General features: G+C 64.7%; 16 protein-coding genes and 1 tRNA gene. 9 read left to right on the top strand and 8 right to left on the bottom strand.

The features are described 5' to 3' along the window. The first annotated feature begins 44 nt into the window (after positions 1-44). Positions 45-194: a hypothetical protein gene (locus I6F09_RS23895; protein WP_167361666.1), complete on the top strand. Its 150-nt coding sequence runs from the start codon at positions 45-47 to the stop codon at positions 192-194. A gap of 147 nt (positions 195-341) precedes the next feature. Beyond that, the gene (locus tag I6F09_RS37595; RefSeq protein WP_260345777.1) at positions 342-470 is read left to right on the top strand and encodes a hypothetical protein; all 129 of its coding nucleotides are present in this window, start codon (positions 342-344) and stop codon (positions 468-470) included. 68 nt (positions 471-538) lie between these two features. Here the strand turns inward: I6F09_RS37595 and I6F09_RS23900 are convergent, their stop codons facing one another. Both I6F09_RS23900 and I6F09_RS23905 read right to left on the bottom strand, forming a co-directional pair. Next, complete coding sequence (locus I6F09_RS23900; protein WP_025032179.1) at positions 539-1216, bottom strand: ParA family protein; 678 nt, start codon at positions 1214-1216, stop codon at positions 539-541. Between the two features lie 460 nt (positions 1217-1676). Then, positions 1677-2027: a hypothetical protein gene (locus tag I6F09_RS23905; protein WP_036009533.1), complete on the bottom strand. Its 351-nt coding sequence runs from the start codon at positions 2025-2027 to the stop codon at positions 1677-1679. A 462-nt stretch (positions 2028-2489) separates the two neighbouring features. Between I6F09_RS23905 and I6F09_RS23910 the strand changes: the two genes are divergently transcribed. The 3 genes from I6F09_RS23910 (at position 2490) to I6F09_RS23920 (ending at position 5280) form a co-directional block, all read left to right on the top strand. After that, the gene (locus tag I6F09_RS23910; RefSeq protein WP_225189178.1) at positions 2490-3656 is read left to right on the top strand and encodes a CaiB/BaiF CoA-transferase family protein; all 1167 of its coding nucleotides are present in this window, start codon (positions 2490-2492) and stop codon (positions 3654-3656) included. Positions 3657-3658: 2 nt separating this feature from the next. After that, positions 3659-4582 carry a CoA ester lyase gene (locus tag I6F09_RS23915; protein ID WP_225189179.1) on the top strand — a complete coding sequence of 308 codons (924 nt, stop codon included), beginning with the start codon at positions 3659-3661 and terminating at the stop codon, positions 4580-4582. A gap of 293 nt (positions 4583-4875) precedes the next feature. Then, positions 4876-5280, top strand: a complete 405-nt coding sequence (locus I6F09_RS23920; RefSeq protein WP_225189180.1) for a nuclear transport factor 2 family protein — start codon at positions 4876-4878, stop codon at positions 5278-5280. Positions 5281-5313: 33 nt separating this feature from the next. On the opposite strand, the gene I6F09_RS23925 is transcribed toward I6F09_RS23920, so the two are convergent. Further along, positions 5314-5811 (bottom strand): DinB family protein, encoded by a 498-nt coding sequence (locus I6F09_RS23925; protein WP_225189181.1) that lies wholly within the window; start codon positions 5809-5811, stop codon positions 5314-5316. 159 nt (positions 5812-5970) lie between these two features. Between I6F09_RS23925 and I6F09_RS23930 the strand changes: the two genes are divergently transcribed. After that, positions 5971-6171, top strand: coding sequence for a hypothetical protein (locus I6F09_RS23930; protein ID WP_225189182.1), 201 nt, complete (start codon positions 5971-5973; stop codon positions 6169-6171). 347 nt (positions 6172-6518) lie between these two features. Continuing rightward, a complete protein-coding gene (locus I6F09_RS23935) occupies positions 6519-6923 on the top strand; it encodes a nuclear transport factor 2 family protein (RefSeq protein ID WP_225189183.1) in 405 nt (134 codons plus the stop codon). A 182-nt stretch (positions 6924-7105) separates the two neighbouring features. On the opposite strand, the gene I6F09_RS23940 is transcribed toward I6F09_RS23935, so the two are convergent. Then, entirely contained in the window at positions 7106-8356 is a 1251-nt protein-coding gene (locus I6F09_RS23940) for a vanadium-dependent haloperoxidase (protein ID WP_225131633.1), read from the bottom strand. A 328-nt stretch (positions 8357-8684) separates the two neighbouring features. Between I6F09_RS23940 and I6F09_RS23945 the strand changes: the two genes are divergently transcribed. Continuing rightward, positions 8685-8840: a hypothetical protein gene (locus I6F09_RS23945; protein WP_225144282.1), complete on the top strand. Its 156-nt coding sequence runs from the start codon at positions 8685-8687 to the stop codon at positions 8838-8840. Between the two features lie 405 nt (positions 8841-9245). Here I6F09_RS23945 and I6F09_RS23950 read toward each other — a convergent pair. Together I6F09_RS23950 and I6F09_RS23955 are read right to left on the bottom strand one after the other, a co-directional pair. Next, positions 9246-9322: transfer RNA gene (locus tag I6F09_RS23950), tRNA-His, on the bottom strand. Positions 9323-9747: 425 nt separating this feature from the next. Continuing rightward, positions 9748-10182 carry a phasin gene (locus I6F09_RS23955; RefSeq protein WP_109145285.1) on the bottom strand — a complete coding sequence of 145 codons (435 nt, stop codon included), beginning with the start codon at positions 10180-10182 and terminating at the stop codon, positions 9748-9750. Positions 10183-10891: 709 nt separating this feature from the next. On the opposite strand from I6F09_RS23955, the gene I6F09_RS23960 reads away from it, so the two are divergent. Continuing rightward, positions 10892-14218 carry a PAS domain S-box protein gene (locus tag I6F09_RS23960; protein ID WP_225189184.1) on the top strand — a complete coding sequence of 1109 codons (3327 nt, stop codon included), beginning with the start codon at positions 10892-10894 and terminating at the stop codon, positions 14216-14218. A gap of 134 nt (positions 14219-14352) precedes the next feature. Here the strand turns inward: I6F09_RS23960 and I6F09_RS23965 are convergent, their stop codons facing one another. Continuing rightward, positions 14353-16326, bottom strand: coding sequence for a methyl-accepting chemotaxis protein (locus tag I6F09_RS23965; protein WP_225189185.1), 1974 nt, complete (start codon positions 16324-16326; stop codon positions 14353-14355). 201 nt (positions 16327-16527) lie between these two features. Then, entirely contained in the window at positions 16528-17700 is a 1173-nt protein-coding gene (locus tag I6F09_RS23970; protein WP_036030944.1) for an acetyl-CoA C-acyltransferase, read from the bottom strand. Positions 17701-17932: the final 232 nt, after the last annotated feature.

Below are 17932 nucleotides of genomic sequence, written 5' to 3' on the forward strand. Positions count from 1 at the left end.
CTGCGCCTATCGTTCTGTCCAAAGTTACCGAAGGGGAAATGACCATGGGGTATCGCACCCGGCCTACCGCCGCGAGCCAGTTCGCGCCCGCCGATCTCTTGAAGGGAATTCTCGTCGTCTCGTCGTTCGGGTTCTGGGCCGTGATGCTCGGCCTGATGCCGGTGCTGCTGTTTCGCGTCTGGCTGGTCGGCTGAAGCTGCGCGCGCGGGATGGTTAATCCGTGGTAGCGCCTGTGTTCAAAATGCACGGGCAGATGCGATCCGGATCTTAAAACATCGCTGCTATCACTGACGTCCATAAGCGAAGAAATCGCGGGGGCGTTTGTGAATAGTCAGAATGAAATGGCGTCGCATTTCGACGCCGAACAGCAGGGCTTCAGCACCGAGGACATTCTCTGGGCCGTCGGCATCTGGTCGGTGATCCTGACTCTGTCGCCGGTCATCGTGTTCTACATGCTGATGGTGGCGTGAGCGAAATCAGAAACGCAAAACGCGCGGACTTCCGCGCGTTTTTCGCCGTTCGACATAATCAATGAAAATTAAGCTGCCTGCTTGTGCATTGCGCCGGAGGCCGACGCGGTGCCGCGGATAGCCTTCACCGAACGCTCGATCGCCGCCCACAGTCTTGCGATTTCCTGAGCCGCACGGCTCTCGGCCTGATATTCGCGCGCGCCTTCGCCGTGGCTGAGCGCCATCAACAAATCCGAACGATTGGTGATCTGGCCGCCCCACACCGGAGCGCGGAATTTCGCCAGTGCTTCGCGGGCGATGGTGACGATCGGGCTTTCGGCTTCGTCGCGCTTGGCCGGGGCACCGTTGAGCACGACCGCATAGGGCTTGCGCGCGGCGCGGCACATCTGGATGGTTTCCTGCACCGCGTTGACGTCGAACACGCCGGGACGCGCCGGGATGACCACCATGGTGGCGTTCTTGATCGCGTCGTCGACGACGGCCGACAGGTTCGGCGGCGTGTCGATCAACACCCATTCATAACCGTCGCGCTTGGCCGCGGAGACGATGCCGCTGACGGAGTTGACGGCAGCCTTGATCGGGGGCTCGTTGGTGCCGCGGAGCTTGTGCCACAGCGTCAGGGAGCCCTGCGGATCGGCGTCAACCAGCATGACCTGCTTGCTCGCCTTGATCTGCGCGGCGAGATGCGCGGCGAGGGTACTCTTGCCCGAACCGCCTTTACGTGATGCGAAAACAATGACGTTCATACCTTCCGCCTCCAGATTGACCCCAGGCCGCGAAAATGAATCAGCGCGCTGATTCGTGAAAGAAAAATTTGTCGGGAGCTGCGCGACAGCCACGAAATAACAAGACGTGTTGGCTTTTGAGTCACACTGCTTCGCAGGACGGAGACACGGGCCGCATCGAAATGCCGCTCGGGCGCGCGTCTGTGCGTTTTTTGAGCAATGCGCGGGACAAAAGCGGAATTGCAACCTTGCCGCGCAAACCTGCCGCGCGCTTTCTTTTCAGGGGCGCACGCCCGTCAATCGATGCAAGCCTTTCGGCGTCGTGCGAACAAAACGAGTCCGCTGGCTGCCCGCGAAGCCGATGTCAGGGCCGGAACGAGGAAAGCGCGCGATTGCGCGCCTTCGGCGGAGTTTCAAACCGGAACGCGCTGCCGGGCGCTCAGCCTTGGTCGCTGGGCACTCAGCCTTGGTCGCTGGGCGCTCAGCCTTGGCTGGATTTCTTCTTCGGCGCCGGCTTGGCGGTCTTCTTCGCAGCCTTGGGCGCGATCTGGGTCGGCTTGCCGGCGCGCTGCTCGCGCGGCGCCGGTCCGCGGCGGAAGAACACCGCGCATTGCGGCGAGAGCTGCGCCTTCTTCTTGATCATGCAGGCGGTGATGGCATCGACGTTCGGGACGAACTCGCCGCACAGCCGCATCGCGTCCGGCGTGCAGGCCTGCTGCTCCTCCTGGGTGTAGGCGAAGCCGGCGCGCGGCAGCGCCAGGATGGCCAGGGCAAGCGCGAGGCTTGCAACGGCCAAGGGCTTTGCAAAGGACTTGAAGCGAAACGCCGGCATCGATCCCCCCACATCACGAGTCAGCGCGAATAGTGGGTGAACGGCGGTTCGTTGGCAACCGAGGGCAAGTGCGAAAGCCGGCACGTGTGCGCTCTCGGCAACAGGGGCGGGTCGGGCCGCCATCTCCACCGCTGTCATCCCCGCGAAGGCGGGGATCCAGTATTCCAGAGACGTCCGAAGTTCCTCGATAGGCCGCGGTGTACTGGATCCCCCGCCTGCGCGGGGGATGACAGCGGTGGGCGGCGAGAGTCTGAGCCCCCAAACCAAAAGCGCGAAAACAACCCCATGCACAGTAGCCAAGTCATTGCAAACACTCACGTCGCCAAATTTTAGGAATTTTCGAAGCCAAATTTGACTTGTCGGGCAAAACAGGGGCATCATGTCACCCTCAAAAAGATGCGCGTGGGGTGGCCGGCCTGTCTCCTGCGCTGGTCGAAAAGCGCACACGAGGAGGACAATCACATGACAGGGAATGAAGCGGAGCTGCCGCTGTCGGGTGTGACGGTGGTTTCGCTGGAGCAGGCGATCGCGGCGCCGCTGGCGAGCCGGCACCTGGCGGATTGGGGCGCGCGGGTGATCAAGATCGAGCGGCCGGGCAGCGGCGATTTCTGCCGTGACTACGATCACGTCATGAACGGCATGTCGAGCCAGTTCGTCTGGACCAACCGCTCCAAGGAGAGCCTTGCCATCGACATCAAGAGTCCCGAGGGCCGCAAGGTGCTCGACGCCCTGCTGCCGCGCACCGATGTGTTCATCCAGAACCTCGCGCCCGGCGCGGCGGAGCGGCTCGGCCTCGATGCCGCATCGCTACTGCGCAAGTACCCGCGCCTGATCGCCTGCGACGTCTCCGGCTATGGCACTGATGGCCCCTACAGCGACAAGAAGGCCTATGATCTCCTGGTGCAGTGCGAGGCCGGCGTGCTCGCCATCAACGGCACCGAGGCGGAGCCGGCCAAGGTCGGGCTTTCCGTCGTCGATATCGCCACCGGCATGTACATCCTGAACGGGGTGCTGATGGCGCTGTACGCCCGCGAGCGCACCGGCAAGGGCACGGCGTTCCAGGCCTCGCTGTTCGACTCCATCACGGACTGGATGAGCTATCCCGCGTTCTACACGCAGAATACCGGCCGGCCGCTGCCGCGCACCGGCGCCAAGCATGCGACGATCGCGCCTTACGGCCCGTTCCGCGTCGGCGACGGCAACACGATCTTTTTCGGCATCCAGAACGATCGGGAATGGCGCTCGCTGTGCCGCATCGTGCTTGATGATGGCGACTTCGCCGACGACCCGCGCTTCCGCACCAATCCGCTGCGCATGCAGAACCGTGACGAGCTGCAATCGCATATCGAGCAGCGCTTTGCATCGATGACCAGCGAGGAGGTGCTGCGGCTGCTGGACGAAGCCGCGATTGCCAACGCGCACCTGAACTCGGTCGAGGCTTTCTTAGCTCATGAGCAGCTGCACGCCCGCGCGCGGGTGAGACGCGTGGGATCGCCGTGCGGGCCGGTGATGAGCTTCCTGCCCGCGCTCACCATTCCCGGCGTGACGCCGCGGATGGATCCGGTGCCTGATGTCGGCGAGCACAACCAGAAGATCCTCGGCGAACTCGGCCTCGTTGAGGGAACGTGAGAATGGCTTCGCAGCGCCCGACGCGGGCTTATCTCGCCGTTCCCGCGCATCGCGCCCGTGTCGTCGCCAAGGCGGCGGCATCATCGGCGGACGCGGTGTTCATGGATCTCGAAGACGCCGTGCCGCCCGCCGAGAAGGGCGTTGCGCTGACGGAAGCCGCCCGCGCGCTGTCCTCGCTGGACTGGGGCCACAAGCACGTCGCGGTCAGGCTCAATGCGGTCGACAGCCCGTTCATCGCGGAGGAGATCCGCGCACTGGCGGCCCTGCCCCGGCTCGATGCTTTGATCGTGCCAAAAGCGGAGCGGGTGAGCGACATCGTCGCCATCGCCGATCGTTTCCGCGCAGCCGCACTGGGGCGCGCCGCGCCTGTTACGCTCGAGCTGCTGATCGAGACCGCGCTCGGCCTCGTCAATGTCGACGCGCTCGCCGCTTGCCACGACAGCGTGGCCGCGCTGCATCTCGGCGTCGGCGACCTCGCAGCCTCGCTCGGCGCCCGCACCTCCGACATCGGCATCTCGCCGGATGGCTACCGTCACGTCGGCTCTGCGCAAAGCGGCTACGCCTCAGCGCCGCTCGACCTGTTCGCCTATCCGATGATGCGCCTGCTGGTCGCCGCCCGCGCCTGCGGCCTGCGCGCCATCGACGGCCCCTGCGGCGCGTTCCGCGATGCTGGGCTGACCGAGGCCAGCGCGCAAAAGGCCGCGGCGATGGGCTTTGACGGCAAGCAGGTGATCCATCCCGACCAGATCGACCCGACGCTGCGCGCGTTCACGCCGTCGGCCGAGGAGCTGGCTCAGGCGCGGCGGGTGGTCGAGGCGATGGAGCAAGCCGAGGCGCAAGGCCAGGGCGCGGTGACGCTGGACGGCAAGATGATCGACTATGCCAATGTGCGGATGGCGCGGAGGATCATCGAGCTGGGGTCGTAGGGGCGTTTGTCCCCCTGCGGCGCATCCTTCGAGACGCCCGCTTCGCGGGCCCTCAGGATGAGGGCGAAGCGCGTGGCAGCAGTTCGCGGGCACCACTGCCGCTTAGCCTCACCCTGAGGAGACCGCGAAGCGGGCGTCTCGAAGGGCGAGGCGTGCACTCGGCCGGTGCCGCTGTGCCGCCAGCTGGCGATCTGGGTCGTACCGGGCTGAGCAATCGCAGCATGTCTGATCATTTTGCCTTTGCACGCAAAGGTCGCTAGGCTGCTCCGATACATATTGCAGGGAGGGGCTACATGGCAAACCGCGAAGACATGCTCGCATTGATCAGGGCCGGCTACGCCGCGCGCGACGGCGGCGACACCGATAGCCTGGTGACGGCCTTTCATCCCGAGGGCGCATTCACCCTGATGGGCGACAAGAGTGCGCTCGAATTGACAGGACGCATGCAAGGCCACCCGACCCTGCGCGAAGCTTTCCATCAATTCACCGAAGGCTTCGGCTTCGAAGGCCGCGAGATCCTCGCCGAGCTGGTCGACGGCGATCGCGTCGCCGTCCACTCCCGCGTCACCGTGCGCTACCACCCGACCGGCAAAGCGGTCAGCACCGAGATCGTGGACCTGTTCACATTTCAGGATGGCAAGATCGCCGAGTTGATCGAGTTTGCGGATACGGCGCAGATCAAGGCGATGATCTCCTGACGCGGAATGCGGCTGGATTGAAGCGTCCTCGTGCTAGGCCAGATGATGAATGTCAGTCGGCTCCGGTTCTGCACCCGCTGCCGTCAACATCGCGTGGACCTGACCTCGATGGTGGGTTTGGTGATTGAAGAGTTGAACAGCAACGAGCGTCTTTGGCTTCTCGATCCGAGTTGAACCGTCCCCAGGATACCAAACAAGCATCCCGCTCAGATCCGCGTCGCGCAATCGCGCTGACCACGCTTCGATTTCCTCGTTCCGTTGCAAGCGGAGCGCCTTGAAGGCCTCCCAATCCGAAGGATTTGTGAGGGAGTGCTTGATGGTTTCCTCTGGACGCGCATTCCCTTTCAGCCGCTCCAGTATCAGGGCATCAGCCCAATAGAGATGATTCAATGTAGCTGCAATCGACCGGAAGAACGCCCCTCGGTCTTGCCAGCGATCCTCGTGGGTCAGCCCGTCGGCGGCCGTTACCAAAGAGGCGTTCTGCCAAGTATTGTAGCGGGCCATAAGACGGCAGTATTCGGCTGAGATCATTTTCTCAGGCTCCAAAGGTTGTCGATGTTGGCTGATCTCGGGACGTTGCCCCAGACGTGAGGAAGTTACGGTGACAGCAGAAAATTGGTCGTCACCAGTGGTCAATGGGACGCCCCTACGGAATCGGGGGTTGGTGCACTGTCACCAAAATATCCGTTCATGCTGGCCAGGCTGCCGGGCCTGCCGCCGATCGCCGCCGGCGCCATCGTGCTGTTCGCGGCGATGCCGCCCGGTGCGAACGCGTACATCTTCGCCGTGCAGTATCAGCGGCTGGTGAACCCGGCGTTGGGCGCAGTGGCGCTGGGCACGCTGCTGGCGGCGACGACGCTGCCGGTGATGGTGTGGGTGGTGGCGAGGTGAGGCGTCGAAGGCTTTGCCGGCGACGCCTCACGGCCTAGCTGCGCCCAATCCATCATTAGCGCAGGCCGAAGAACGAGAGCACCGCAGCAATCACGACGATCAGCCCGATGATATAGATGATACCGTTCATAGCTCAGATCCCTCAGCGTTGTCAGTCCTGCCGCAGCTACAAACACCTGGGGTCGTGAAAAGGTTCGCCGGTGCTCGCCGCCGTTTTCTTGCAGTATCGGGGAACGAAAACGAACGATCCTGCTTCGGCGCGCTGGAGCCCTCGCACCACCCGCGATAGTTTTGCGTTTACACGCAAAGGTCGCTAGTGTGCCCTGATACGTCGTAGGGAGGGTAACATGGCACAGCGCGAAGACATGCTCGCAACGATCCGGCACGCCTACGCCGCACGCGGCGACGATGACGTTGAGGGCTTGGTGACGACCTTTCATCCCGAGGGCGCATTCACTTTGCAGGGCGACAAGAGCACGCTCGAACTGGCAGGAAGCGTGCAGGGTCACCCAGCCCTGCGAGGGGCTTTCGGTCAATTGATCGAGGACTTCGGCTTCGAAAATCGCAAAATCCTTGCCGAGCTGGTCGACGGTGACCGCGTCGCGGTCCATTCCCGCGTTGACGTCCGCTACCATCCAACTGGAAAGACGTTCAGCACCGAGCTTTTGGACCTGTTCAGATTTCAGGATGGCAAGATCGTCGAGCTGATCGAGTTTGCGGATACGGCGCAGGTCAAAGCGGTGATCTCCTGAAGGACGATGAGGTTCGATTTGCTTCAGAGCGGGCAGCAAGCCGCCATATGAGTGGGCAGAGCACTGGCGGCCAGTGCCCACCATGTTTGAACGTCGACTTGTTCTGCCATCTCAAGCCTGAATGCCTCGATGTCGAGCGCTTCTCGACCTCTGTGTGGTTCGCAGTGTCCCTGCACGTCGGCTTACTGCTTCGGTTCAGCTCGCGCTTCCAGCCCGCGAAGCTGTGTCCCGACAGTCAAGTCACCGATCTTACGGCCCATGTCCTTTCCGACCTCCGTCGAGAAACGGTAATGGAAACCGGCATAGATGCGGGCATTTGCGACCTCATCGCTGTAATCCTGGAGCTTGGTCCATTTGCGAGTCACCCCTGGCGCAGTGGGGCTGGTCATCGTTAGCTCTCCGACCTCGTCGCCCGCGATGGACCGGAGAACCGTGGACACCGCCGCCGATACGATGCAGTGGGCGCAGGGGTATTCGGGATGCATCGGCGTTTCACCCAGCGGCAACCAAGACGCTTCGCGTGGCGTCATCGGGTTGTGCGTGATGTCCGCGTTGCGTATGGCCGTTACAGGCCGCCAGAAGTTGTAATGATACTTCGCATCAAGGACGGCAACGATTGCGTCGTTCGCAGCGATCTCGGTGAGGGCGAAGAGGCGCGAGCAGTCAACGACGTCCATGTGCTTGGCCAAGGCGACCTGCCGGACGATTGGATTGAAGCTGGGAGGCCCGACCAGAAACCAGACTCGTCCGATCGCGGTCTGCTCTGCCGTTCGGGTGGTGCTGTTGCGAGCGCCGAGCTCCCGAATTTCGTTGACGTCTCTGGTCCAGGTCTCGGAATCAAGCGCCGGAGGTGGCGCTGGACGGAATTGTGAGACCGATGTCATGACCCAAGGGGACATTATTCCAGCCGTGGTGCCGATCGGCACCACGGTCGGCACATAGGCTCCCGGGGCTGTATAGGGACGATAAGTCTCCTGGACATCACTGCCGTCATCCCTGCGCAACGCCATCACGCCGGAAGCGGCGACCTTTCCAAGCTCGATTCCCTTCGCCTTTCCCTCCGTGTCCGGAATGCCGGAAAGCGATGCAATCAATGCCGCATCGAGGGCACCTTTTTGGTCCGGATAGATCGTCAGAAGAATGTTGTAAGCCGCAGTCGACGCTGCGGCTTCCTTGGACGTGGAGCGGTCTGCCACGAGATCCAGCTTGTATGGCGTGTATCGCCTGTCGATCGCGTTCACGGCCTCGAACATGGCAACGTGAAGCATCGACATCGTGCGGGCCTGTGGCACAGGCAGCACCTTCTTTTCAGCGGCAATCGCATCTGCTTTCGCATTCCAGTCCATGATGACATCGGCACGCGCAGTGCCGATGCAAACTGCAAGAGTGGCGATGATCAGGAATGGAGATTTCGTTGCAAGAAACGTCTTCATCTTCATGCTCCTCGTTGTTTCAACAGAGAGCGACATCTTGTACGGACGAGCCGCACAAGAACGTAGAAGTGCAGAACGATCTTAAGGTCGCAGCCAGCCGGCTGCTGTGAAACAGTTTACACCCGTCCTCGCTTTCGTCGAAAAGAGTTTGAGGCGCGCCCCAAAGAGTAAGATCGACTGGCTTACCTGATGCACGACCTGCAATCTCGGCAGTCTTCCGAACAATCATCACATCCTTTGCGCATTCGGGCTCGCCGACGGCGCTGATCAATCTCGGCATCTGTTTGTTTCGCGCGAGGTGAAGAGCGAGCGGCAGAGCATTTTGGTGATGCGCGCGCTCGAGCTTGCGGCAATGCCGGCCTCTGCATTCCTGTTTGCAAGACTGCTCGACCTGCCGCCGATCGCCGGCGTCATCGTGCTGTTCGCGGCGATGCCGACCGGCGCAATGCGTACATTTGCGCCGTGCAGTATCAGCGGATGGTGAACCCGGTGTCGGGCGCAGTGGCGCTGGGCACGCTGCTGGCGGCGGTGACGTTACCGGTGGTGTGGGTGGTGGCGCGCTAGCGCTGAGCCTGAGGTTTGCGTCTCGAGTTGACGCCGGAAAACTGGCGTTCCTAAGAAGTGCGAAGCGCAACTCGGGAAAGCATCGAAAGAGCGCGGCAAGTTTGGCTCCGCCGCAAACTTATTGTTTCCACTCGCTGCCACGCCGCGTCGTTCGGCGATTTCGAGACGCAGTCCGTCAGTTCTTGACGATCTGGAGATCGCCGGGAGTGGCTTTGCCTTAGGATCCCGTCGAGACGCTCGCCGATGTCTTTAAGCAGCGGCCGTAGGGAGCGCGCCACTCAAACGGTCGAACAAATAGCGACCGATGCTAATTGGTTGATCCCGCTGGTACAGTTGGGTGGGCTCGAACCACCGACCTCCTGTTCCACAGACAGGCGCTCTAACCAACTGAGCTACAACTGCATCCTTGCGAGCCGCCTTGGGCTGCCTGAAATGGCTCGATGCCTGAGGGGGCTGGACGGGGCGGAAACTAGGTGCAACGGCCCGGTTTGGCAAGGCCGCAATGGGGTGAAAAACCGGGTGAAATCATCGTCGGTGCGGGGAAATCGGGCGCGGTGGGGAGACCTCGCATATGACCCCGACGATTGGGGCGTTCTAGGTCCCACATCGTCATGGCCGGGCTTGTCCCGGCCATCCACGTCTTTGGCCGCGGCACCAAGAACGTGGATGCCCGGGCCTTCGCCGCGCCGAAGCGCTTCGGCCGCGCAGGCGGGACAAGCCCGGGCATGACGACCATTCTTGGATTCCGCATGGGGAAGCGGGAGAGGCGAAGAAAAAACCCGGGCCTTTCGGGCCCGGGTTTCGCATCTCACACCGAACCGCTCCGCTCAGGCGGCGGACGGATAGTACTTCGAGGCGCTGGCTTTGATCGGCTCGGCGGTCTCGTTGGCGACGCGCTGGGTGAGCTCGACCAGCTCCTTGGCCTGGGCCTGGTAGGTCTCGAGCTGCTTGCGGGCGTGGCCGGTCCACAGCTCCATCGCTTCAGTCGGTGACTTGGCGCCGAACAGCTGCTGGGCGAAGTCGAGCTGGGCGCTCGAATTGGCCTTCATGAACTCGACCAGCTTGGCGGTGTACTCGCTCGCGCCCTTGGAAGCGCAGGTGAACACGGCCTCGACGGTGCCGTTGTGGGTCTCGGCGGCGTCCTTGAACTTGGCGTAGTTCTCGCGGGCCTGCGCCGCGCCCTTCTCGGCGAACGCACGCACCTGCTCGGGAACCTCGAACGGGATGATCGAGGCAGAAAACGGATCAGTCGCACCTGTCATGTTGGTCCCTCACGCTAATTGAAAAAATGGAGTGAGCCTTTCTGGCGCGCCCGCCGGCCCCGACCATGGGCCCTGCGCATTGAGCGGGTACGAAGACTGGAAACGCGAAACAATGAGATGGCTCGCCCAGCGCCAGAATTATGGCTGCCTATCATGTCAACATTGTGCATCGCAACGCGGCAGAGGGGTGCGATGCGAAATTTAATCTCGGGGAGGATGAGGTTCCGGTATGGGGGAACCGGGGGTTGAGGTAGTGGGATGCGCCCGGCAACACACGCGCTCTTACCCTCCCCTGGATGGGGAGGGTCGGCTCGCAACGCGTCAGCGATGCGAGCCGGGGTGGGGTGATCTCTCCGCTCGGGGACCGCCTGTGGGGAGAGACTGTCACCCCACCTCGGTTCGCTCTCCGCTTCGCTGCGTGCGAACCGATCTACGGGCGAGCTTCGCTCGTCCCGGACCCTCCAGGGGAGGATCGGCACCTGAGATGCCGCGCGGGTGCGTCTCTTCGCAAGCGCCCACCCCTTGAATCCCTTGGATGCAACGTCGGCTCGGCTTGCGGGGTTGACGGGATTAAGGTTATCGCCGCTTGGGGATCCTCGCGGGCTTTGGGCCGTGGACCTGGTCGCGCCTTCCGGGCGATACTAACCCTTTCTTAAGGCTGTCATTCCCGGCAGCCGCCACTCGTGAAGCGTGAGATGCAGCCGGCCTGATGACGCGTTCGGATTTCCAGTTGCGAGGGGTGGGCGATCCGCGGCTGGCCGTGCATGCGACCTCTGCCCTGCCGGTCTGGCTGTGGTCGACCGACGGCGCGCGCGTGCTGTGGGCCAATCCGGTCGGCGCAAAGCTGTTCGGCGCGGCCAACAGCGCCGGCCTTGCGGACAAGGTGTTCGGCCCCGCCGACAGCCATCGCCGCCAAATCGTCAGGCTCGCCCCCCAGCTGCCTGCGAACGGCGCAATGCGGCTGCAGCGGCTGCGCGGCTTCGGCGCCCGGTTAGGGGCGCTGATGACCTGTGCTTGCGCGCGGCTCGACTTTGCCGATGGCGGCCATGCCGTGCTGGTCATCGCGATGGACCCGACGCTGCGCACCATGCCGCTGGTCGAGCGGCTGCATCGGCTGGTGGCCGGCGCGAAGGTGCCGATGGCGGCGTTCGCGCCCGACGGGCTGTTCGTCGGCGCGAGCGAGGCCGCGCGCCCCCTGCTCGGCTTCCGCGATCTGCTCGAGGCCGGGCTCGACCGCGCCCGCAGCGATGCGCTGGCAACCGGCCGCGCCGCGGCGCCGATCGGCATCGGCCAGATGGTGCTGCAGCGGGTCGGCAGCGGCGCCGATATCGGCCTGGTCGCGCTGATCGAGCCGGCCGCCTCCACGGCGGCGCACGAGGCCGCGCCCGACGTCACGCCCGCGCAGCCTCCGGCCGCGGTGCCGGAGGACGCACAGCCTGCGCCAGACGAGGCACCGTCTGCGATTGCGCTGTTCGACGCATTCACTGAGCCGGCCGAACCGCCCGCCGAGACGATTGCGCCGACGCCGGAGCCGGTCGTCCCCGCGGCGGCCAAAATTCCGGTTGAAAACCAGCCGCAAGCCATTGTGTCGCCGCAGCCCGCGCCGATCAATGCGGGCATGGTCGAGCCGACTTCGGGCCAGGACTCTGCTAGCCACCAAGAGCCGCCCGCACCGCGTCAGCATCCGCTGCGCTTCCTCTGGCAGATGGATGAAGAGGGCCGCTTTGTGCTCGGCTCCGATGAATTCATCCGCCTGATGGGCACGCATACGGCCGCCGGCTTCGGCCGCCCCTGGCGCGAGATCGCCGAGGAATTCTCGCTCGATCCCGAGGGGCGCGTGGCGAAGGCGCTCGAAAGCAAGGATACCTGGGCCGGCATCACAGTGAACTGGCCGGTCGACGGCGGCGAGCACATTCCGGTCGAGCTCGCGGGCCTGCCGGTCTACGACCGCAACCGTGAATTCGCCGGCTTCCGCGGCTTCGGCGTCTGCCGCGATCTCGACGCGCTCAACCGGCTCGAGGCGCTCAGGCGCTTCGAGCTGCTGGTCGAGCCGCCGGCACAGGATCGCTCCACTGAGGCCGTCGCGTCCGATGCGGAGCCCGAGCCTGAAGCGGCGGCGGAAGCTGAGGCGGAGGGCGAAGCAGAGGCACCGCCGATCGCGCCATCCGAGCCTGAGCCGCAAGCCGAGCCTGAACCGCAAGCCGAACCCGACCTGCCAGAGCCCACAAGCGAGCCTTCACACCCAACCGAACTGGACACGCCCGTGGAAACGCCTCCCAATGTCGTGCCGTTCCGCGTCGCCGGCGATACGCGGCCGCCGACGCTGACGCCGGTCGAGAACAGCGCGTTCAACGAGCTCGCGCGGCAATTGTCCGAGCGGCTCGAACGCGAGCGCGAGACCATCACGACCGACGCGGCCGGACCAGTGGCGGAGATCAGCGCCGAAGCACCGGAGCCGGAGCCGCCGCAGGCCGCCGCCGAATGGCTGACCGAGCCCGCACCGCCGCCGCGCGGGATGAGCGCGCGCGACCGCACGCTGCTCGACCTGTTGCCGACGGGCATCCTGATCTACCGGCTCGACCGCCTCCTCTACGCCAATCCCGCCTTCCTCGCGCGCATGGGCTATGACGGCCTGAACGCGCTGGAGCATGCCGGCGGGCTGGATGCGCTCTATGTCGAGCCGGGTGTGTCGGCGGCCAGCAGCACCACGCAAGGCGGCACGCCCGTCACGATCAGCGCGACGGCGCCGAATGGCGAAGCGCCGCCGGCCGCGACGGAAGCGCATCTGCACACCATCGACTGGGACGGCGACAGCGCGCATGCGCTGATCTGCGCGCTGCCGCAGGCGGCGCCGATCGCGGCGGCTGCCGTCGCAGAGACCGTGGTGGCCGCAGAGCCTGACGCCGCGGACGCGGAGCCCGCGGCCGGCGATGCCGATGCCGAGGATCTCGCCGCCATCCTCGACACCACGGCCGAGGGCATCGTCATGTTCGACGCCGAAGGCAACATCCACGCCTGTAACCGCAGCGCGGAGGCGCTGTTCGGCTATGACGGCGAGGCGCTGCTGCAGCAGAATTTGCTGACGCTGTTCGCCCCCGAGAGCCAGCAGATCGTCGCGGATTATCTGGAAAGCCTGAAGAGCCAGGACATCTCCAGCCTGCTCGATCACGGCCGCGAGGTGCTGGGCCGCGAGAAGAAGGGCGGCGTCATTCCGCTCGCGATGATCATGGGCCGCACCCGCCCCGACGGGCCGAACTTCTTCGCCGTGTTCCGCGATCTCTCGCACGCCAAGAAGGGCGAGAGCGAATTGACGAAGGCCCGCCGCCTCGTCGACGGCGCGGCCAACGCCAAGGCCGACATGCTGGCGCGGATCAGCCACGAGATCCGCACGCCGCTCAACGCCATCATCGGCTTTGCCGAGGTGATGATCTCCGAGCGCTTCGGCGCGCTCGGCAACGAGCGCTACGGCGAATACATGAAGGACATCCGCGCTTCCGGCGAGCGTGTCATCGCCATCATCGACGACCTCCTGGAGCTGTCGCGGATCGAGACCGGCAAGCTCGACCTGAATTTCGCGAATTTGAACCTGAACGATTTGGTCGAGGCCTGCGTGACGGTGATGCAGCCGCAGGCCAACCGCGAGCGCATCATCATCCGCACCTCGCTCGCCCATGCGCTGCCGCAGGTGAGCGTCGACGCGCGCGCGATGCGGCAGATCACCATGAACCTGATCTCGAACTCGATCCGGCTCGCCAGCGCCGGCGGCCAGGTCATCGTCTCGACCGCGCTGACCGATCGCGGCGAGATTGCGCTGCGCATCCGCGACACCGGCCATGGCCTTTCCGAGCGCGAAGTCGCCGCCGCGATGGAGCCGTTCCGCACGCCGCCGCCGGGCGATGCCGCCGACAGCTCGGCGCTGAGCCTGTCGCTGACCAAAGCGCTGGTCGAAGCCAACCGCGCCCGGTTCAACATCAAGAGCGCCGGCCACGGCACGCTGATCGAGGTGGTGCTCGCGCCAGCGCTGGCGGGGGCGTAGGGCGCGGCACGCTCAAGCCGTCATTCCGGGGCGCGCCTCTTGGCGCGAGCCCGGAATCCATCGATCCGCATCAATGGTGGTGCAATGGATTCCGGGATCGTCGCTTCGCGACGCCCCGGAACGACGGCGGGGGCTCACGCCGCCCGCACCGTCTCCAGGAACCTGCTCACCTCGATCTTCAGCCGGCTGCTGTCGTTCGACAGCGATTGCGCCGCGGACAGCACCTGCGAGGAGGCGGATCCCGTCTCGGTCGCGCCCTGGCGCACGCTGGAGATGTTGGCGCTGACCTGCGTGGTGCCGGCGGCGGCGCTTTGGACGTTGCGCGAGATCTCGCTGGTCGCGGCGCCCTGCTCTTCCACCGCGGCCGCGATGGTGGAGGAGATTTCGGACAGACGCTCGATGGTGCCGCCGATGGCCTTGATCGAACCGACGGAATCTTGCGTCGCGACCTGGATGCTCGAGATCTGCTGACCGATGTCGCCGGTCGCCTTCGCGGTCTGCTCGGCCAGCGCCTTCACTTCCGAGGCCACCACGGCAAAGCCGCGTCCGGCTTCGCCCGCACGCGCGGCCTCGATGGTGGCGTTCAGCGCCAAGAGATTGGTCTGGCCGGCGATGGCGTTGATGAGCTCGACCACGTCGCCGATGCGCGCGGCCGCCTTGGACAATTCGCTGACGCGGTCATTGGTCTGCCCGGCCTGGGTGACGGCCTCGCCCGCCATGCGCGCGGAGGCCTGCACCTGGCGGCTGATCTCGTTCACGGAGGCGGTCAGCTCCTCGGCGGCGGACGCCACCGACTGCACGTTGGTCGCCGCTTCCTCGGACGCCGCCTCGACTAGCGTGGCAAGCTCGGTCGAGCGGCTGGCGGTCGTGGTCAGCGACGTCGCCGACGCCTCGAGCTCATTGGCCGCCGACGACACGGTCTCGACGATCTCGCCGATCGCGCCTTCGAAATCGTCGGCCATCCTGATCATGTCCGCGCGGCGGCGCTCGGCGGCGAGCTTGTCCTGCCTGATCTTCTCTTCGGCCTCCTCCTGCGCCTTCCGCTCGGCGTTGATCTTGAACGTCTCGACGGCTTGCGCGATCTCGCCGATCTCGTCGGGCCGGCCGAGGCCGGGAAGAACGATGGCGAAATTGCCGTTGGCGAGCTCGATCATCGCCGCGCGCATCGCGGTCAAAGGCCTCGAGACCGAACGTCCGATGAAGATGCCGAGGCCGAGCACGCCCGTCGCAATCAGCGCGATCGCGACCGCAATCCAGAACTGGATGCTGGTGCGCTCGGCCTCGTTGAGACGGTCGGCATCGGCGCGGATGCGGTCGACCGATGTCGAGACCTGCTCAATCACGGGCTCGACCGACGCGAAGGCCTCGGACATCGCCTTCGATTCAGCCGCCAGCTTCAGCGCGGTCTCCATCCAGGCGGAGAAGTCGCGCTGATAATCGGCGAGCTTCTGGCGCAGCTCGGCCTTGGCGCCGTCGGCAATGGCTGCCGCGTCGAGGCCGGCGGCAAATTCGGACGCGCGCTTCTTCATCTCCTCGCCATATCTGGCGTTCCGACGCAGCATGAAATCCTTCTCATGCCGGCGCATCATCAGCATGATCACCTTGAGCTCGGAATTCTGGAACTGGTCGACCTGGCTTTCGATGCCGTGGACGGAAGCGCGCAGGCGGCCTTCGAGCCCGGACTTCTCGTCGAGGCCGAGCCGCTGCCGTTCCTCGACCACCGCGGCGAAGCGGGCCTGATAGGTCTTCAGCGACGCATTCATCGCGTCGATCTTCTGCGCCAGCTCGGGCTGGCCGAGCGCTGCGATCTTGCCGCGGAGCGTCTCGATGTCGAGCGCCACCTGCCGGCCGATCTCGACCTGTCGCTGCGCCCTGGCCGGATCGCTGCGCAGCAGAAAATCCTTCTCGGCGCGGCGCGCCTCGAGCAGCTCGACCGCGATCCTGTTGTTCAGCTCGAACACGGTGCGCGCATCCTCGGCCGCGTCGCGATAGACGCCCATCCTCCGCTCGCCGTAGAGGTGAATGCCGCCGATCAGGACGACGCCGATGACGCCAATGACGCCGATCGCGGTGATCTTGTGAGTGAGTCGCAGGGAAGGGAGCCGCATCGTGAACCAAGCTGGTGGTGAGCGATGCGGTTGATGAAGCGATAATCGGGGAAAGCTTCCGTTAATTTGCGGGCACGTATTAATACGTGTATTTCGCTACAATACTCGCCGCTGTGCACGGTGACGTGCACAGGCACAGTTCCAAAAAAGAAACACGGCGCTTCGATCGCGCCGTGCTTCCTTGTCTGCGAGAGCTTGAGCTCAGTGATAGATCTCGAACAGGCCGGCCCCGCCCTGGCCGCCGCCGATGCACATCGTCACCACGCCCCACTTGGCCTTGCGGCGGGCGCCTTCCTGCAGCAGATGGCCGGTGAGACGCGCGCCGGTCATGCCGAAGGGATGGCCGATCGCGATCGAGCCGCCGTTGACGTTGTACTTGGCGGGATCAATGCCGAGCTGGTCGCGGCAATACAGGCACTGGCTGGCGAAGGCCTCGTTGAGCTCCCACAGATCGATGTCGTCGATCTTGAGGCCGGTGCGCTTGAGGAGCTTCGGAATCGCGAACACCGGGCCGATGCCCATCTCGTCCGGCTCGCAGCCGGCGGTTGCCCAGGCGACGAAGCGGCCGAGCGGCTTGAGGCCGCGCTTCTCGGCGTCCTTGGCTTCCATCAGCACCACCGCGGCGGCGCCGTCGGAGAGCTGGCTGGCATTGCCGGCGGTGACGAACTTGCCGGGGCCCTTCACCGGCTCGAGTTTTGCCAATCCTTCCATCGTCGTTTCGGGGCGATTGCATTCGTCGCGATCGACGGTGTAGTCCACGATCGACTCGGCCTTGGTCTGCTTGTCGACGACCTTCATCTTGGTCTTCATCGGGACGATCTCGTCCTTGAACTTGTTCGCCTGCTGGGCCGCGGCCATGCGGCGCTGCGATTCCAGCGAGAACTCGTCCTGATATTCACGGCTGAGCTTGTAGCGCTCGGCGACGATGTCGGCGGTGTCGATCATCGCCATGAAGATGTCGGGGGCGACCTTGAGCAGTTCCGGATCGACCGATTCCTTCGGCGTACCGCCGCCGGGAATCGAGATGCTCTCGACGCCGCCGGCGACGATGCAATCGGCGCCGTCGGAGCGGATCGAGTTCGCGGCCATCGCGATGGTCTGCAGGCCCGACGAGCAGAAGCGGTTCACCGACACGCCGGCGGTGGTCTTCGGCAGCCCCGCGAGCAGCGCGGCCTGGCGGCCGATGTTCGGCGCGCCATGGGCGCAATTGCCGAGATAGCAGTCCTCGACATAGTCCTTCTCGACGCCGGCGCGGTCCACCGCGTGATGAATGGCGTGGGCCGCGAGCGACATCGGCGGCGTGATGTTGAACCCGCCGCGGCCGGATTTCGCCAGGCCCGTGCGCGCATAGGAAACGATGACGGCTTCACGCATTGTTTTCTCCCTTGTCGAACGATTTGGAACGGAGCGTCCTGACGCCATTGGTACACAAAGATTGGGGGTGGGGAAAATGAAAACGCCGCCTCCGGCGATGGAGACGGCGTTGTTCCGCGTGTCGGAATATATGATATGATGATCGTCATTCCGAGGCGTGCGCGCCCGCTCTATCCACACGTCATGCCCGGGCTTGTCCCGCCTGCGCGGCCGAAGCCGCTTCGGCGCGGCG

Source organism: Bradyrhizobium sp. IC3195 (genome assembly GCF_020193585.1).
GTDB classification, from domain to species: domain Bacteria; phylum Pseudomonadota; class Alphaproteobacteria; order Rhizobiales; family Xanthobacteraceae; genus Bradyrhizobium; species Bradyrhizobium yuanmingense.

Bases quoted from the DNA above. Each gene is read 5' to 3' on its own strand.
- I6F09_RS23895 (WP_167361666.1), top strand. From the start codon at position 45: ATGGGGTATCGCACCCGGCCTACCGCCGCGAGCCAGTTCGCGCCCGCC.
- I6F09_RS37595 (WP_260345777.1), top strand. From the start codon at position 342: ATGGCGTCGCATTTCGACGCCGAACAGCAGGGCTTCAGCACCGAGGAC.
- I6F09_RS23900 (WP_025032179.1), bottom strand. From the start codon at position 1,216: ATGAACGTCATTGTTTTCGCATCACGTAAAGGCGGTTCGGGCAAGAGT.
- I6F09_RS23905 (WP_036009533.1), bottom strand. From the start codon at position 2,027: ATGCCGGCGTTTCGCTTCAAGTCCTTTGCAAAGCCCTTGGCCGTTGCA.
- I6F09_RS23910 (WP_225189178.1), top strand. From the start codon at position 2,490: ATGACAGGGAATGAAGCGGAGCTGCCGCTGTCGGGTGTGACGGTGGTT.
- I6F09_RS23915 (WP_225189179.1), top strand. From the start codon at position 3,659: ATGGCTTCGCAGCGCCCGACGCGGGCTTATCTCGCCGTTCCCGCGCAT.
- I6F09_RS23920 (WP_225189180.1), top strand. From the start codon at position 4,876: ATGGCAAACCGCGAAGACATGCTCGCATTGATCAGGGCCGGCTACGCC.
- I6F09_RS23925 (WP_225189181.1), bottom strand. From the start codon at position 5,811: ATGATCTCAGCCGAATACTGCCGTCTTATGGCCCGCTACAATACTTGG.
- I6F09_RS23930 (WP_225189182.1), top strand. From the start codon at position 5,971: ATGCTGGCCAGGCTGCCGGGCCTGCCGCCGATCGCCGCCGGCGCCATC.
- I6F09_RS23935 (WP_225189183.1), top strand. From the start codon at position 6,519: ATGGCACAGCGCGAAGACATGCTCGCAACGATCCGGCACGCCTACGCC.
- I6F09_RS23940 (WP_225131633.1), bottom strand. From the start codon at position 8,356: ATGAAGACGTTTCTTGCAACGAAATCTCCATTCCTGATCATCGCCACT.
- I6F09_RS23945 (WP_225144282.1), top strand. From the start codon at position 8,685: ATGCGCGCGCTCGAGCTTGCGGCAATGCCGGCCTCTGCATTCCTGTTT.
- I6F09_RS23955 (WP_109145285.1), bottom strand. From the start codon at position 10,182: ATGACAGGTGCGACTGATCCGTTTTCTGCCTCGATCATCCCGTTCGAG.
- I6F09_RS23960 (WP_225189184.1), top strand. From the start codon at position 10,892: ATGACGCGTTCGGATTTCCAGTTGCGAGGGGTGGGCGATCCGCGGCTG.
- I6F09_RS23965 (WP_225189185.1), bottom strand. From the start codon at position 16,326: ATGCGGCTCCCTTCCCTGCGACTCACTCACAAGATCACCGCGATCGGC.
- I6F09_RS23970 (WP_036030944.1), bottom strand. From the start codon at position 17,700: ATGCGTGAAGCCGTCATCGTTTCCTATGCGCGCACGGGCCTGGCGAAA.